The organism is Prescottella soli (genome assembly GCF_040024445.1).
GTDB lineage: Bacteria > Actinomycetota > Actinomycetes > Mycobacteriales > Mycobacteriaceae > Prescottella > Prescottella soli.
The window spans coordinates 338855-354930 of the sequence record NZ_CP157276.1 but is presented as its reverse complement, the minus strand read 5'-3'; the positions used below and the strand labels follow the sequence as shown (position 1 = coordinate 354930).

Below are 16076 nucleotides of genomic sequence, written 5' to 3'. Positions count from 1 at the left end.
GTCGCCGCCCGATACCGCGACAAGGGCCGCAGTGCCCTCGCCCGCGGTCCGCCGACCGATGACCTTGGGCCCTGTGGCACGAACCGCGCCGGGTGTTTGCTGAGAACAGGCATCCGCATCCACACCGAGGAGCGAAGATGACAGCCCAGTCGTCCCCGACGGGACAGCGGTGGACCGCATCGATCGACCGTCTCGGCCCCGCGGACGCCCCATCGGTGGGCGGCAAGGCCGCCAATCTCGGCGAACTCACCCGCGGGAACTTCCCGGTGCCGCCGGCGTTCGCCATCCCCGAGCAGGCCTACCTGGCCGCGATGGACGCCGCCGGTCTCCGCCGCGAGCTGACCACGCGCGGCGCCGCCTTCCGCTCGGCCGACGACGCCGCCCTCACCCGGGAGTCACGGGAACTGCAGGCCCTCGTCCGCTCCGTGACCCTCCCGGACGACATGCGCACCGAGATCTGTCGCGCCTACGACGATCTCGGCGACAACGTCCCGGTGGCGGTGCGCTCCTCGGCGCCGGCCGAGGACGCCGCCGACACCTCGTTCGCGGGCATCCACGAGAGCTACACCGACGTCGTCGGCGACGACGCGCTGATCGACGCGGTCCGAAACTGCTGGGCGTCCCTGTGGACCCCGCGCGCGCTGACCTACCGCGCCTTGCGCGGCTACGACGACGAACCGTCGATCGCGGTCGTCGTCCAGTTGATGGTGCGCTCGGAACGCTCTGGGGTCGCGTTCACCGCCGATCCGCGCACCGGCGCGCGGGACCGGATCGTCGTCGAGGCCGCCCTCGGGCTCGGCGAGGTGATCGTGGGCGGCCAGGTCGAACCCGACACCTACGTGCTGTCGAAGGACGATTTCACGTTGGTGGACAAGCACATCGGCGCCCAGGCTTTCGCGATCCGGCCGGGGCCCACCGGCGACCGGCGGGTGGACCTGTCGCCCACGGAGGGCGCACGGCAGGTGCTCGACACCGAGCAGGTTCAGGAGGTCGCGAAACTGGCTGCGTCGGTGGAGAAACACTACGGCGCACCGCAGGACCTCGAGTTCGCGGTCGAGGACGGCCACCTGTGGCTGGTCCAGACCCGACCGATCACCACCTTGGGAGAGACCGCCGACACGCCGTCCACGGCCGAACCCGCCCGGGACGGCCGGACACCGCTCGTCCGGGGCCTCGGCGCCGGCCCCGGCACCGCGATCGGCACCGCGCGTGTCCTGACCGCACTCGACGACTCCGGCAGGCTCGTCGACGGCGACATCCTCGTCGCCCCGATGACCCGCCCCGACTGGCTGCCCGTGCTGCGCCGCGCCGCGGCGATCGTCACCGACGGCGGGGGAGTCACCTGCCACGCGGCGATCGTCGGTCGCGAACTCGGCCGCCCCGTCGTCGTCGGCACCCACGACGCCACCCGCGTCATCGAGGACGGCGCGGTGATCACCGTCGACGGCGGCAGCGGCACCGTGTACGCCGGGGCCGTGGCACCCGCGCAGCCCACCCGGACCGAACCGGCCGCGCCGGCGCCGACCGCCGGGACCGCCGAGACCACGGCCACCACGCTGTACGTCAACCTCTCCACGCCCGACGCCGCCGAGTCCGTCGCCGCCACCGACGTCGACGGCGTCGGACTGCTCCGCGCCGAATTCATGATCACCGGCGCGCTCGGTGGCAAGCACCCCGCCGCAATGATCGCCGCCGGACGCCGCCAGGAGTACGTCGACGACATGGCCGCCGGCGTCGAGCACATCGCCGCCGCGTTCGCGCCCCGCCCCGTCGTCTATCGGGCCGTCGACCTGCGCTCGAACGAGTTCGCCGAACTCGAGGGCGGCGACGTCGAGCCGGACGAGGACAACCCGATGATCGGCTACCGCGGCTGCTTCCGGTACGTGCGCGAACCCGAACTGTTCTCCCTCGACCTGGACGTGCTGCACCGGGTCCGGCAGCGGCTGCCGAACGTGCACCTGATGATCCCGTTCGTCCGCACCCGCTGGGAACTCGCCGCATGCCTGGCGCAACTCGACGCCCATCCGCTCGGCGCCGACCGCGGCATGCACCGGTGGATCATGGCGGAGGTCCCGTCGGTGGCGTACTGGATCCCCACCTACGCGAGCCTCGGCATCGACGGCGTCTCCATCGGCAGCAACGACCTGACCCAACTGATGCTCGGCGTCGACCGCGACTCCGAAGTGTGCAAGGACCTGTTCGACACCATGGACCCGGCCGTGCTCGACGCCATCGACCGCATCATCGACCGCGCCCACGCCGCCGGGATGACGACGTCGCTGTGCGGGCAGGCCGTCTCCACCGACACCCGCCTCGCCGAGCACCTCGTCCGCCGCGGCATCACCTCGGTGTCCGTGACGCCGGACTCCGCGGCCCGCACCCGACGCGTCATCGCCGCCGCCGAACGGCGCATCCTCCTCGATCACGCCCGCGCCACGGCCCGGGCCGGGGAGTGAGCGATGCGCGCCGGCGACATCATGACCCGACAGGTCGTCACCGTCCCGGAGCACGCCACGCTCGCGCACGCCGCACGGCTGCTCGGCACCGCCCCCGAGGCGACCCTCCAGGTCGTCGACGCCGCCGGTCATCTCGTCGGCATCCTCACCGCCACGCACCTGCTCGAACGCATCCGAACGGTCCTGTCCGACACCGACCTCGGGGCGGCCGCGGCCGGCGCGGTCGCCGACGCGATGACCACCCCCGTCCTCGCGATGCGCGCCGAGACCGACATCGCCCACGTCGCGGCCGCGCTCGCCGACACCGACACCTACGCGGTGCCCGTCGTCGACGGCTTCACCCCGATCGGCACGATCACCCGCCTCGAACTGGTCCGCGCGCTGACCGGCACCGGACCCGCCCCCGCACCACCGCCGAGGAGCCACCCATGATCACCGCCCCGATCGTCGTCGGCGTCGACGGCTCGCCGGCCGGTGAACCCGCGACCGCCGCGGCGTTCGAGGAGGCGTCGCTGCACCACGCGGAACTCGTGGCCCTGCACGCGTGGTCCGATCGCGACCTGTCCGTGGTCGGCACGGTCGCCCCGCACCTCGGGCACCGGATCGAATGGCCGTCCACCAAGGCGGCGGAACGCGCGGTCCTCGCCGAGGCCCTCGCCGGCTGGCGGGAGAAATACCCCGACGTCGCGGTTCGCGCGCTCGTCGTGCAGGACCGGCCCGTGCGCAACCTCCTCATGCACGGCACCGGGGCGCGGCTCATCGTCGTCGGCGGTCGCGGGCGCGGCGGATTCCAGGGCATGACCCTCGGATCGACCAGCACCGCCCTGCTGCACACCGTGACGTGCCCGCTGCTGGTGGTGCGCTCGCGATAGCCCTCAGTCGCCGGGCTTGACCTCGATGTGCTTGGCGCCGTGCTCCTTCGCGACCAGGCCCACCGTCACCTCGAGAATGCCCTTCGAGTAACTCGCCTCGACCTGGTCCTCGTCCGCACCGGCCGGCAGCGACACCGTCCGGCTGAACGAGCCGTACGCGAACTCCGATCGACCGCCCTCCGACCTCTCCTCCGACCGCTCGGCCTCGATCGTCAGCTGACCGTCCTGCACACTGACGTTGATGTCCGTCGCCGGATCGAGCCCGGGCAGCTCGGCCCGCAGCACGTACTTGTCCTCCTCGACCCGATCTTCGACCCGAATCAGATTGCCGCCGAACGGCGGACGGAACCCGGTCACGGGAAAGGCGTCGAACAGCTCGGTCAGATCGGGAAATACGGACCGGCGACGCGCGGGAACATTCGACATGACCACTCCTCGCTGTCGTGCAACCACGGAACCGGTTGCACACCCCATTCGACTCCGATCCCGAGGAAGAGGGCAGGGCCGTTCGTCACTCGGCGATCTCGTGGGTCGCCCGGCACACGATGACCGGGCACTCCGCGTGGTGCAGCAGGTTCTGGCTGGTCGACCCCAGCAACACGCCCCGGAGCCGACTGTGGCCACGGCTGCCGACCACGACCAGCTGCGCCCGTCGCGAGTACTCCATCAGCACCCGCCCGGGGCTGCTCCGCTCGAGGCGCTCGTCCACCTCGACGTCCGGGTACTCGTCGACCCACCCGGCGACCGCCTCGCCGAGCACCGCCCGCGCCTCCGACTCCACCCTCGCCCAGTCCACCAGCCGCAACGCGCCGTGCCGGTCCACCGGCCGATCCGGACCCCACGTGTGGACGGCCAGCAGGGGGACCCCGAACAGCGCCGCGTACTCGAACGCCACCCCCACCGCCCGCACACTCGACTCGCTGCCGTCCACACCCACCACCACCGGCCGCGGATCGTGTTCCGGCACCCGGCCTCCCCGGCAGATCGCGACCGGGCACCGCGCGTGATTGGCGACCCGCTGACCTGTCGATCCCACCAGTGCCGCACCGATCGTCCCGGCACCCGTCGCACCGAGCACCAGCAGCTCGGCGTCCGCGCCGACGTCGAGCAACGCCGACGCCGGTGGTCCCGGATAGATCGCGGTCGTGAACTCGACCTCGGGATGATCGGCGCCGAGCTGCTCCCGCGCCCGTGCCGTCACCTCTTCCGCCGACTCCCGCAGCTGCTCGTCGAACTGCGCCTGCGCCAGCACGGCCGCCCCGCTCAGGTACACGCCGGGCGTCGGCAGCGCGTGCGCCACGTGCAGCGGAGCATGCCGCATCCCCGCGACCCGGGCCGCCCAGTCCAACGCGTCGAACGCCGCGCCGGACTCGTCGACCCCGACCACGACGCCTGTCCTGTCCACGTCCCCGTTCACGCGCACCGCCTTTCACGGTTCGTCCGCCGCAACCGTCACCCACTCACCGGCCGCTAACTCGTACTCCCGCCCGTGGATGTCGACGCGGATCGGCGCGGCCGCACTCGCCTTGGTCGACACGGTCAGCTCCTTGTGATCGCACCGCAGATGGATCCAGTGATCGCGGTACCGGATGTCGAACTCGAGAACCCGCAGCTCGTCGGGCAGCAGCGGGTGCAGCCACAGCACGTCGCCGCGGATGTCGAAACCGCTGTAGCAGCGCTGGAGGATGTCGATGCTCCCCGCCATCGCGCCCAGATGAATCCCTTCCCGCGTGGTCCCGCCCTGGGTGTCCGACAGATCCGCCTCGAGCGACTCGCCGAGCATCTGCCACGACCCGCGCCGGTTTCCACGCGCGAGCACCCACGCATGGGCGACGCGACTGAGCGTCGACCCGTGCGTGGTCCGCGCCAGGTAGTACTCGACAGTGTCCGGAATCGTCTCCGGATCGAACGGGTAGCCCAGCTCCTCGATGAGCGACGTCAATTCCTCGGCCGTGAACAGGTACAGCAGCATCAACACGTCCGCCTGCTTGGACGCCCGATACCGGATACAGCTGTCTCCCTCGGACTCCAGGATCAGATCCAGCCGGCCGATGTTCCCGTACTTGGCCCGGTACGCCGCCCAGTCCAGCTCGGCCAGCGACTCGTACCCCTCGAACTGGGCGAGCAGCCCGTTGTCCAGGAAGCACAGCCGCAGCCGCCGGCGCAGGCGATCCCAGAACTCGAGCTCGGCGTCGTCCACGTCGAGCCGTTCCCACAGCCCCACGGCCTCGTTCTCGCCCAGAATCCGGTAGGCGTCCAACGCCCGCGCCAACGACCACGCGATCATCACGTTCACGTACGCGCTGTTGTCGATCCCCGTCCCCGGCCGGTCCGGGTACCCGTCGTGGAACTCGTCCGGGCCCATCACCCCGCGGATGTCGAACCGGTCCGTCGCCGGGTCGTACACCGCCAGGCTCGCCCAGAACCGCGCGTTCTCCACCAGCATCTCCGCCCCGAACGCCGCGAGGAAACCCAGATCGGCAGTCGCCTCCCAGTAGTGCCACACGTTGTACGCGACCGCCACATTCACGTGGTACTGGCGCCGCGAATGGTCCGGCATCCACCGACCCGACCGCGGATTGAACAGCACCCGCGGCGTCTCCTCCCGGCCATCGCTGCCGCTCTGCCACGGAATCAACGCGCCCCGCAGCCCCTGCGCGGCCGCGAGCCGCCGCGCGTGCGGCAGCCGTCGGTACCGGTACAGCAGCAGCGCGCGGGTCAGCTCCGGCAGTCGCATGTTCAGTAGCGGGAACACGAACACGTCGTCCCAGAAGACATGGCCCCGGTACGCCTCGCCGTGCAGGCCGCGCGCCGGCACACCCACGTCCATGTCGGCGGTGTGCGGCGACAACGTCTGCAGTACGTGGAAGATCTGGACGTTCGCCGCCTGACGCGACCGCACGCCCGTGTCCAGCGACACCGCGAACCGCCGCCACAGCGCATCCCACGCCTCGACGTGCGCTGCCAGCAGGTCCTCGTACCCCCGCGCCGTGTGCGCCGACTCCTGCGCCGCCGACAGCGCCTCCGAGATCGCACGATCGCGCGAGGTGTACACCGCGACGATCTTCTCCATCTCCACCCGCTGACCGCGCCGCACCTCCACCGCGACGTGGTCACTCACGGCCTCGGGCTCGAACCGGCGCGAATGCGTCGCCGCGACCCCCATCCCGTCCACGCGCACGCGGGTCCGGGCCGCCTGCGACACCTGCACCCGCGACTGACTCGTCTGTGCCCGCAACCAGATCATGTCGTCCCCCAGGCCCCCGGCACTCACCTCGGTCAGATGCCGGTCGGCGAACTGAAGCAGATCCGGGACGTTCGAGTTCCGCACGTCCGCGTCCAGAGTCGACCGCAGCGCCAGCGTGCCCGACCAGTTCTCCGGTCGCACGACCGTGTCCACCGCTGCCAGGTGCGGGTCCGCCATCGACACGATCCGGCGCTGACGCAACCGGGTACGCCGTCCCTGCCCATCGACGACGACCGATTCCCGCAGCAAAACCCCGCCGCGCAGATCGAGCCCCACATGATGATGCTCGTACTCGAATCCACTCGCGGGGGAGAACCACTCGCCGCCGCCGGAGCGAAACGTCACCCCGGTCCAGTCCGGAAGGTTGACCAGGCTCTCGTCCTCGTGCCGCGTCTCGTCCACGATCGAGGTCAGCCGGTTGTAGCAGCCCGCCACGTACACGCCGGGGTAGTGGACGCCGTCCGCACGGCACTCCGGCAACGCACCGCGCGTGCCCAGGTACCCGTTCGCGAGGGTCAGCAGCGCCTCCCGCCGGCCCTCTGTCGCAGGGTCGAAACCGGTGAACATCAGCAGCCATTCGCCGGCCTCGCCGGCCGCCGCCGACAGCGTGCACAACTCGCAATCGGAATCGAACGACGCACCGACCGCCACCATGCCCTGTCCCTCCGCTCAATCCGCCACGGGTGCCGACCACACGATCTGCGTCCCGCCGGCACCGCTCGAACCGAACTCGAACGTCCCCCCGACCTCCTCAGCACGCGCCGACAGATTGGCCAGACCGCTGCGCTCGACGGGCTCCCCGATACCGCATCCGTCGTCGACGACCTCGACCGTCACCCGGTCACCGACGTCGACCACGATGCGCACGGACTCGGCGCCCGAGTGTCGAACCGCGTTGGCCACCGCCTCCCGCACCACCGCCTCGACATGGTCAGCGACGACAGGGGACAGGTCCGCGAGCGAACCCCGTAATCGAACATCCGTTCCCATCGAACAGTTCGCGGTCAGGTCCGCGACGGCGCGCCGCACCCGCTGCCCGAGGGGCCCCGGTTCACCGGAGCCGTCGTGCAGATCGAAGATCGCCGTGCGGATGTCACCGATGACGGTCTGCAACTCGTCGATCGTCGAATCGATCCGGTCGCGCAGAGCCGGCGACTCGAGACGCGCCAGCGTGCCGTGCAACGACAAGCCGGCCGCGAATAGCCGCTGGATCACGTGGTCGTGCAGGTCGCGGGCGATCCGGTCCCGGTCCGCCAGCAGGTCCAGCTCGATCTTCTCCCGCTGCGCGGCGGCCAACCGCAACGCCAACGCCGCCTGGTCCGCGAACGAGGTCATCAACGCCAGCTGGTCCGCGTCGAACGCCGGACGCCCGCGTCGACGCATCGTCACGAGAACGCCGGTGACACCGCCCGCAGCCCGGAGCGGAACGATCAGAGCCGGGCCGAACGCGTCGAGCGCGCGGTCGAACGGCGCGTACTCGAGGCGGTCGGAACTGCTCGGCGTGCGCATCCGGAACGCCCGACCGGTGCTCGAACGCATGACGGGGAGGTGGCGGCCGATCGCCCGCGCCGACTCCGGACCCGACGCCACCGCGATCACCAGTTCGTCCACATCGTCGTCCGGTTCGTCCGGATCGGCCGGCATCGCCAGGAACGACTGATCGGCGTCGGTGAGCTCGAGCGCGCGGTCGGCCACCAGCTGCAGCGCCCGGTCCGGATCGCCACCCGCCAGCAGCTCGGTACTGACGTCCTGCAACGCCTCGAGCCGACGCCGACGCACCCGCGATTGGTCGTAGAGGCGGGCATTGTCGATCGCGACGCCCGCGGCGGACGCCAGCGCGCGCACGAGGGTCTCGTCGTCGACACCGAACGACGCGCCGTGCCGCTTGTCGGTCAGGTACAGATTCCCGAACATCCGTCCGCGCACCAGGATCGGCACCTCGAGGAAGGCGCGCAGCGGCGGGTGCCCCGCCGGCACCCTGTCCGGCGCCGGCGGTCGACCCGGATCCTCGGCCCCCTCGTACACGCACTGCGACAGCCCGGTGCCGCTTTCGTCCCGAACCGCGACCGCGCCGTACCGCGCCCCGGTCAGCCGCATCCCCGCGGCGGCGACGCGGCGCAGCGTATCGGGCAACTCGAGACCCGACGTGACATCCAGCAACGCCTCGACGAGACCCTCGAGCCGATCACTCGTACGAGTCACAGCGTCATTGTTCCACCATCGAGCGACGCAGACGGCGTCATCCGGAACGTGGAGATCTCCGACCGGAGACGAGGGCCGGGGCGGCGAAAGGTCCTCCTGCGGGCTCGCACGCCGCTTACGGGCGGCACTGAACCGAAGTAAACCCCTTGCGCAGCAATGCTTTACCGCCGAAATCCAGCGAAGACTCTCAGAACCAGTGGCGACGGCCGCCGAGACCGACGTCGAGTGCGCCGAGCAGGATGAGCGTCAGCCCGATGGTCAGGCAGGCGATGCCGAGATACGTCAGCACATGGATCCGATTCGAGAACCCGATCACCGTCAACCCTGCACCCATCGTCGTCATCAGCCTGCTCCACGTCTGACCTGGTTTTACGCACCACACACTCAACGGTCACCATTGTCAAGAACGACAACCATAATCGATAAACGACCGTACGGCCGTATCGGAGGCGGGGGAGCGCACCGGATCGACCTCGGGTCGACGGACGGTTGCGTGCCCTCAGTGGGTCGATCGACAATCGATTCATGGCCAGGACCGTCATTCAGTACGTCTTGGGGCGACTCGAGGAGATCGGCGTCGGCGACGTCTTCGGCGTGGCAGGGGATTACGCGTTTCCCGTCAACGACGCGATCGTCGGGCACGCCGCGATCAATTGGGTCGGTTGCAGCAACGAGCTCAACGCCGCCTACGCCGCTGACGGGTATGCCCGGATGCGCGGGGTCGGCGCGGTGTGCACCACCTTCGGAGTGGGCGAACTGGCCGCGATGAGCGGTATTGCGGGCTCGTGCGCCGAACATCTTGCGGTGTTCCATGTGGTCGGCACGCCCAACCTGGCGACACAGGAAGGGCGAGCGCTGGTGCATCACACGTTGGGCAACGGCGAATTCGACCTGTTCCACACGATGGCGGAGCCGATCGTGTGCGCCAGTGCGATCATGACGCCGCAGAACGCGGCATCCGAGACCGAGCGGCTGATCGCCGCAGCGCTGTACCACCGTCGTCCGGTCTACATGGCGATTCCCGGCGACGTCGCGGACACGCCCGTGCTGGCGACCGCACCGGCGCCCAGCGTGCCGACCAGCGATCCCGAGGCGCTGGCGGCGGCCACCGACGCGGTGAACGCTGCACTCGGCAACGCCGGTCAGGCATGCGTGCTGCCGGGGGTGCTGGTCAGGCGGCTCGGCCTGCAGGATGCGGCCGCGGCGTTCGTCGACGCCGCAGGCCTGCCCTTCGCGACGATGTTCGGCGACAAGTCGGTGCTCGGCGAGAATCACCCGAACTACATCGGCATGTACGTCGGCCGGCTGATGGGCGAACCCGTCCGCGCATTCGTCGAATCGTGCGACGCCGTGGTGATGATCGGCGCGATGTTGACCGATGGAAACACCGCTGGACACACCGTTCGCCTGGACCCGGCAAAGGCGATCACCATCGACCATCACCGCACCACCGTGGGTTCGGTGGTCTACCGGAACGTGGAGATGGCCGACATCCTCGCGCGCCTGTCCGCGCGTGAGAGCAAGAGCTTTCGACGACCGGACATCGCACCCGGGACGCCCGGACCGGTCACCGGTGATGGTGACGACGCCATCACCGCCGACGCGCTCTATCCGCGCCTGGCCGGCTTCTTTCGCCCGGACGACGTGATCATGTCCGACACCGGGACCTCTTCGCTGGGTTTGACTTTCGCGCAGATGCCCGCGGGCGCGGAGTTTCACAACCAGACCCTGTGGGCGTCGATAGGTTGGGCGACTCCGGCGGCGTTCGGCGCCGCGGTCGGCGCTCCGGGGCGGCGGCTCGTCCTGGTCACCGGCGAAGGTTCTCACCAGATGACCGTCCAGGAGATCGGCGAGTTCGGTCGGCGCGGCTTGCGCCCGATCGTCTTCGTGCTCAACAACTCCGGCTACCTCAGCGAGCGCATGCTGTGCAAGGACGAGACGATCGCCTACAACGACATCGCAGCCTGGAACTACACCGAGCTTCCTCATGCGATGGGCTGCCAGGGCTGGTTCACCGCCCGCGCCGACACCTGCGGCGAACTCGACGAGGCGCTCAGGACGGCCGAGCAGGCCGACGCCGCCGCCTACATCGAAGTCGTTACCGACGCCTACGAGGCCCCGCCGATGTACCGGAAGCTGCACGAGAACGTCGAATCGTTCTACAACGTCCCGTAACTCGTACCGACTCATTCGTCACGTGACGAAATGACATGGATGGACGTTGAGGGGCGGAACCGGCGGGCGAGTGCCGCTCGGGGCGCAGATCCGCGAGAAACGGACACCGGAGCGAGCCGTTGGCGTCGCGGCGACGACGGATGCAGGCCCACGCGCGAAGGACGCGGTTCGAAGGATGTATCGACGGTCCGGTGACCCGCGCAGTTCGTCGCCGGTCGACCGACCGCACAGATGAAGCTGCGGGCGCCGGCGACACGACCGACTGCCGACCGGACTGACACGTCGATATCAACGTGCGGGCGAGTCGGCCGCGGCGATGACGATCCGCCGGACAACGACGACCGGGTCGTCGACATTTCCGCAGTTCACCGTTTCGCCGATAATCCACATTATGTCAAGTAATGGATTTCGGGCCGTCCCCGAGAGCCTGGTGGACCCACCCCAGGGTCCGGGCGCCCACCTCGTCTTGGTGTAGCCATTCGACGGCAGTTTCGCGCGCATCCTGACGCCTCGCGCGCGGAATCGCGCGTGCGGGACGCTGACTCGCGCGCAGCGTCCCCACCCTTTGCCCGGACGTTCCGTAGGCCGGCTGCGACCGCCGGCTGCGCCGCCGAACGATGGCCGAGATTCCACGCACAGGATCCACCGACGCCGCGCCGACTCGCACAGCTTGTGACGATCAGCGCGACCATCCGCACATTCGCGACAGTTCGCGCGCATTGCACATGCGTGGTCGCAGCGTCCCGGTGTACGGTGACCGCGAGACCGACCACGCTGCCCCGCCGGCTCCGGTGGACGTCCACACCACCGTCATGGATAATGCCGAATATCCATGTGCGCGTTATCATTTCGCTCACCTCCCCTGCGCTGTGCACGAGCCCCCCAGGGATCCGGACGCCGGGCTCCAGGAATTGGTGCCCCCGAGTGAGTGCCCAGACACCGATCCTATTCGTCGATCCGTCCATCTCCCGCAGCCTCAGCGCTCGGCTCGGCCGGCGCACAGCACGGCGTAGCCGTCGGCTCAGCGCCACGACTCCCCTACCCGATGACCATCCCCGAACCGGTCATGCCGGCCAAGATCGCCGCCAGTGTCATCGGCCCCCGTTCACCGACTCCCCTGCCACGGCGGCGCAGAGCCTCGGGGCTGATTGTTGCCATCGCGGCCAAAGCATGGACGCCCGCGTCCCACTGCTGTGACACTTGTCGTATGCACTGGGGTGGCCGTGCGCTCGACCTGGTCTTCACCCCGGAGCCACCGCCACCGCGGGTCTCCGGTGTGGCTCTGGCGGGTCTGCGCATTCTGGCCGGATTGCTGTGGCTGTACAACGTCGTGTGGAAGACACCGCCGGACTTCGGTGAACACGCCGACACCGGGCTGTACCAGCTCACCCACGAGGCGGTCGAGTATCCGGTGCTGCCGCCGTTCAGCTGGCTGATCGAGCACGTGGTGCTGCCGAACTTCACCGCATTCGGGTGGCTGACCCTCCTAGTGGAATCGGTACTCGCGGTGCTGCTGCTGACCGGGACTGCGGTGCGACTGGCCGCGCTGATCGGCGTCGGTCAATCCATCGCGATCGGCCTCTCGACCGCGGAGGCGCCGGGCGAATGGCCGTGGGCGTACGCGATGCAGATCGGTATTCACCTCGTGCTGCTGCTCACGCCCTGTGCGCAGTACGCCGCCGTCGACGCCGTCCGAGCAGCGAGTGCGCGCGGAGTCGGCGCGCCGGTAGCTCGGCGACTGTTGTGCGGTTGGGGAACGGTCCTCGCCGTGACCGGGCTCGTCGCGCTCGTCGTCTCCCTCGGAAATGCCTGGCGTGCACCGCTCGGCGGGCTCGTCGGATACGAGAAGCTCGAGTTCTCGCTCGGTAATTACAACCTGGTCGGCGCGCTGGTCCTGCTCGCCGTGTCGGCATTGATGCTCGCGGCCGCGCTGGCGCGAGTGCCGGTACTCGCATCGGCTGCCGCAGTACTGGCAGCCGCGGCCGCGGTGTCGATCTATGTCCAGCTCGGCAGAACCGATGTCTGGCTCGGCGCAACCGCCACGACCGCAGCGGTGTTCGTGAGCGCCGCGGTGGTGGCCGCTGCGACCCGACGCCTGCTCGTGCAGTCCGCTCCCGCAACGGACGTGGACGCCGCTCGTTCACCCGAGACCCAAGGAGACTGATGTATTCGACGGACGCATTGCAGCAGGTCGTCGAGGTAGCCGCCGAACACGCTGCGCGGGTCGACACCGACGGCGTGTTTCCCGCCGAGGCGGTGGGCGCGCTGCGCAGTAGCGGGCTGTTGGGCCTGACCCTGCCGGAGCAGGTGGGCGGACTCGGCGCGGGACCGGTCGAGTTCACCGAGGTAGTGGGCGAATTGGCCGCCGTCTGCGGTTCCACCGCGATGATCTACCTGATGCACGCCGCGGCCGCGGTCACCGTCGCCGCCGCGCCGCCGCCGGGCATGCCGAATCTGCTGTCCGCGATGGCCACCGGAGAAGCCCTTGGGACCTTGGCGTTCAGCGAGAAGGGCTCCCGCTCGCACTTCTGGGCTCCGGTGTCGACGTCGACGATGACCGAACGTGGCGACGCGGTCGGGCTTCGGGCGGACAAGAGTTGGGTCACCTCTGCGGGGCATGCGGATGTGTACGTCGTGTCCACCGGCTCCCCCTCGGGTGTCGCCGGCGAGGTCGACATGTACGCCGTGCCGGGCGCAACCCCGGGCTTGTCGGTGGTCGGGTCGTTCAGTGGACTCGGGCTGCGCGGCAACGCGTCGGCCCCGATGTCGATCGATACGACGGTTCCCGTGGGCGCGCGGCTCGGTGGGCAGTCGGCCGGGTTCGGGCTGATGATGGAGACGGTGTTGCCGTGGTTCAACCTGGGCAATGCCGCCGTGTCGCTCGGCCTGGCGGGCTCGGCGCACGCTGCCGCCGTCTCGCACGTCGGCGGCGCTCGGCTCGAGCACGTCGGTCAGACGCTCGCGGCGCTGCCGACCATTCGAGCGCAGATTGCGCGGATGGGTATCACTCTCGCCGCCCAACGGGCCTATCTGGCCATGGCGGCGACCAGTGTCGGCGCACCCGACGACGCCACCCTGACCCACGTCCTGGGGATCAAGGCCTCCGCCAACGATGCCGCCCTCACCATCACCGAGTCCGCGATGCGGGTCTGCGGCGGGGCGGCTTTCTCCAACCACCTGCCGATCGAGCGAGCGTTTCGCGATGCCAGGGCGGGCTCGGTGATGGCACCGACCGCCGACGCTCTCTACGACTTCTACGGCAGGGCGGTCACCGGCCTGCCGCTGTTCTAGGAAGGGGTCCTGATGAGTAATCCGTTGATCGTCGGCGCGGTGGCCTACACCCCCAACGTGGTGCCGATCTGGGAGGGGATCCGTACCTACTTCACCGAGTCCGACGTCCCCGGCACCGAGATGGACTTCGTGCTCTACTCGAACTACGGCCGGCTGGTGGAGTCCCTGCTTGCCGGACACGTCGACGTCGCCTGGAACACGAACCTGGCCTACGTGCGCACGGTCATGCAGACCGACGGTCACTGCACCGCGCTGGCTCAGCGCGATACCGACGTCGGCTTCACCACGGTCTTCGTCGCCCGTTCCGGCAGCGGTCTGAAGGGCGCGGAAGCCATCGCCGGGAAGAGGCTCGCGCTGGGGTCCGCCGACTCCGCGCACGCTGCGATCCTGCCGCTCCACTACCTCGCCGAGGCGGGTGTGCCCGCGTCGGACGTGCAGATCATCCGGTTCGACACGGACATCGGCAAGCACGGCGACACCGGCCGCAGCGAGCTGGATGCCGTCGAGGCCGTTCTCGCCGGCGACGCGGATGTTGCCGCGATCGGGATCACCACCTGGAACGCGATGGGGCGCGAGGAACTGATGCCCGACGCGTTGGAGGTGGTGTGGCAGACCGAGGGGTACTGCCACTGCATGTTCACCGCGCTCGGGACTCTGTCACCGGAGCGGTACACCCCGTGGCTGGACGAGCTGCTGGCGATGGACTGGGGTAATCCCGCACACCGCAGGATTCTCGAGCTCGAGGGACTCCGACAGTGGGTGCGGCCGCACCTGGACGGGTACGAACCGCTCTTCGCCGCCGTGGCGGAACAGGGCATCGATCCGCGATGGTGATCTTCGATCTGATGCGTCTCGCGGTGACGCTGGCCGACGGCGCGACTGGTCAGGTGCCGATCACCTCGGCCGCAGACCGCGACGTCGCCGAACAGTGGTGTGCGCGAACCGGAAACACCGTTGTGGGCGCGGACGTGGACGACTCCGGGGTCGGCAGCATCACCGTTCGGCGAGGCCGCCCGCCCGATCCACTCGAAGTGCTCGGGCCGGACCGGATGCCCGGTGCCAGGCTGTGGATGTACACCAACTTCCACTGCAACCTCTCGTGCGATTACTGCTGTGTCGCGTCGTCGCCGCGGACACCGCGCCGCGAACTCGGCGCGGATCGGATCGCGCGGTTGGCTCGCGAAGCGACCGACTGGGGTGTGCGCGAAATCTTCCTCACCGGCGGTGAGCCGTTCCTACTCGCTGACATCGGCACCATCGTGACCAGTTGTGCGGAGCTGGCGCCCACCACGGTGCTCACCAACGGAATGGTGTTCAAGGGCCGTGGGCTGCGCGCGCTCGAGTCCCTCCCGCGCGGCGGGGTGGCGCTGCAGATCAGTCTCGATTCGGCAACGCCGGAGCTGCACGATTCGCATCGCGGGTCCGGCAGCTGGGCAAGGGCAGTCGCGGGGATACGTACAGCCCTCGCGCTGGGTTTCCGGGTCCGGGTGGCTGCCACCGTCGCGGCGCCCCCACCGGGCGCGTTGGCCGCCTTCCACGAGTTCCTCGACGACCTCGGGATCGCGCCCGAGGATCAGGTCGTGCGGCCGATAGCGAAGGAAGGCGCCGCGGTGAAGGGCCAGGTGCTCACCCGGGGATCCCTCGTTCCCGAGATCACGGTCACCGCCGACGGCATCTACTGGCATCCGGTAGCCGCGATCGACGAAGACTCGCTGGTCACCCGGCAGATCGAGCCGCTCACCCCGGCACTGGACGAGATCGCGCGATCGTTCGCCGAGCAATGGGCGCGGGCAGCCAGCGCCGCTGAACTCTTCCCCTGCGCCTGACTCGGCA

At 69.6% G+C, this 16076-nt stretch carries 13 protein-coding genes; 8 read left to right on the top strand and 5 right to left on the bottom strand.

Features of this window, described 5'->3' with window-relative positions:
* Positions 1 to 137 precede the first annotated feature (137 nt).
* Genes ppsA through ABI214_RS01735 form a run of 3 tightly spaced genes read left to right on the top strand, consistent with a single transcriptional unit; the run spans position 138 to position 3328 of the window.
* Positions 138 to 2456 (top strand): phosphoenolpyruvate synthase, encoded by a 2319-nt coding sequence (ppsA, locus tag ABI214_RS01745; RefSeq protein ID WP_348605514.1) that lies wholly within the window; start codon positions 138 to 140, stop codon positions 2454 to 2456.
* Positions 2457 to 2459: 3 nt separating this feature from the next.
* Complete coding sequence (locus ABI214_RS01740) at positions 2460 to 2888, top strand: CBS domain-containing protein (protein WP_348605512.1); 429 nt, start codon at positions 2460 to 2462, stop codon at positions 2886 to 2888.
* Positions 2885 to 3328, top strand: coding sequence for a universal stress protein (locus ABI214_RS01735; protein ID WP_348605509.1), 444 nt, complete (start codon positions 2885 to 2887; stop codon positions 3326 to 3328). The genes ABI214_RS01740 and ABI214_RS01735 overlap by 4 nt, the downstream gene beginning before the upstream one ends.
* A 3-nt stretch (positions 3329 to 3331) precedes the next feature.
* Here the strand turns inward: ABI214_RS01735 and ABI214_RS01730 are convergent, their stop codons facing one another.
* From ABI214_RS01730 to ABI214_RS01710, 5 genes are all read right to left on the bottom strand, one after another.
* Positions 3332 to 3754 carry an Hsp20/alpha crystallin family protein gene (locus ABI214_RS01730; protein ID WP_348605504.1) on the bottom strand — a complete coding sequence of 141 codons (423 nt, stop codon included), beginning with the start codon at positions 3752 to 3754 and terminating at the stop codon, positions 3332 to 3334.
* 85 nt (positions 3755 to 3839) lie between these two features.
* Entirely contained in the window at positions 3840 to 4745 is a 906-nt protein-coding gene (locus ABI214_RS01725) for a universal stress protein (protein ID WP_348605502.1), read from the bottom strand.
* Positions 4746 to 4757: 12 nt separating this feature from the next.
* Entirely contained in the window at positions 4758 to 7229 is a 2472-nt protein-coding gene (locus tag ABI214_RS01720; RefSeq protein WP_348605501.1) for a glycoside hydrolase family 65 protein, read from the bottom strand.
* 15 nt (positions 7230 to 7244) lie between these two features.
* Complete coding sequence (locus ABI214_RS01715) at positions 7245 to 8777, bottom strand: sensor histidine kinase (RefSeq protein WP_348605499.1); 1533 nt, start codon at positions 8775 to 8777, stop codon at positions 7245 to 7247.
* Positions 8778 to 8964: 187 nt separating this feature from the next.
* Positions 8965 to 9120, bottom strand: a complete 156-nt coding sequence (locus ABI214_RS01710) for a hypothetical protein (protein WP_348605497.1) — start codon at positions 9118 to 9120, stop codon at positions 8965 to 8967.
* Positions 9121 to 9302: 182 nt separating this feature from the next.
* Here ABI214_RS01710 and ABI214_RS01705 point away from each other — a divergent pair, with 182 nt between their 5' ends.
* From ABI214_RS01705 to ABI214_RS01685, 5 genes are all read left to right on the top strand, one after another.
* Entirely contained in the window at positions 9303 to 10952 is a 1650-nt protein-coding gene (locus ABI214_RS01705) for an alpha-keto acid decarboxylase family protein (protein WP_348605494.1), read from the top strand.
* Between the two features lie 1207 nt (positions 10953 to 12159).
* Positions 12160 to 13116 (top strand): Rv1678 family membrane protein, encoded by a 957-nt coding sequence (locus ABI214_RS01700; RefSeq protein WP_348605492.1) that lies wholly within the window; start codon positions 12160 to 12162, stop codon positions 13114 to 13116.
* Positions 13116 to 14243 (top strand): Rv1679 family acyl-CoA dehydrogenase, encoded by a 1128-nt coding sequence (gene fadE16 / locus ABI214_RS01695; RefSeq protein ID WP_348605490.1) that lies wholly within the window; start codon positions 13116 to 13118, stop codon positions 14241 to 14243. Before ABI214_RS01700 ends, fadE16 begins: the two co-directional genes overlap by 1 nt.
* A 12-nt stretch (positions 14244 to 14255) precedes the next feature.
* Positions 14256 to 15077 carry an Rv1680 family SBP-like protein gene (locus ABI214_RS01690; protein ID WP_408586753.1) on the top strand — a complete coding sequence of 274 codons (822 nt, stop codon included), beginning with the start codon at positions 14256 to 14258 and terminating at the stop codon, positions 15075 to 15077.
* Positions 15071 to 16069: an Rv1681 family radical SAM protein gene (locus ABI214_RS01685; RefSeq protein ID WP_348605488.1), complete on the top strand. Its 999-nt coding sequence runs from the start codon at positions 15071 to 15073 to the stop codon at positions 16067 to 16069. Before ABI214_RS01690 ends, ABI214_RS01685 begins: the two co-directional genes overlap by 7 nt.
* Positions 16070 to 16076 lie beyond the last annotated feature (7 nt).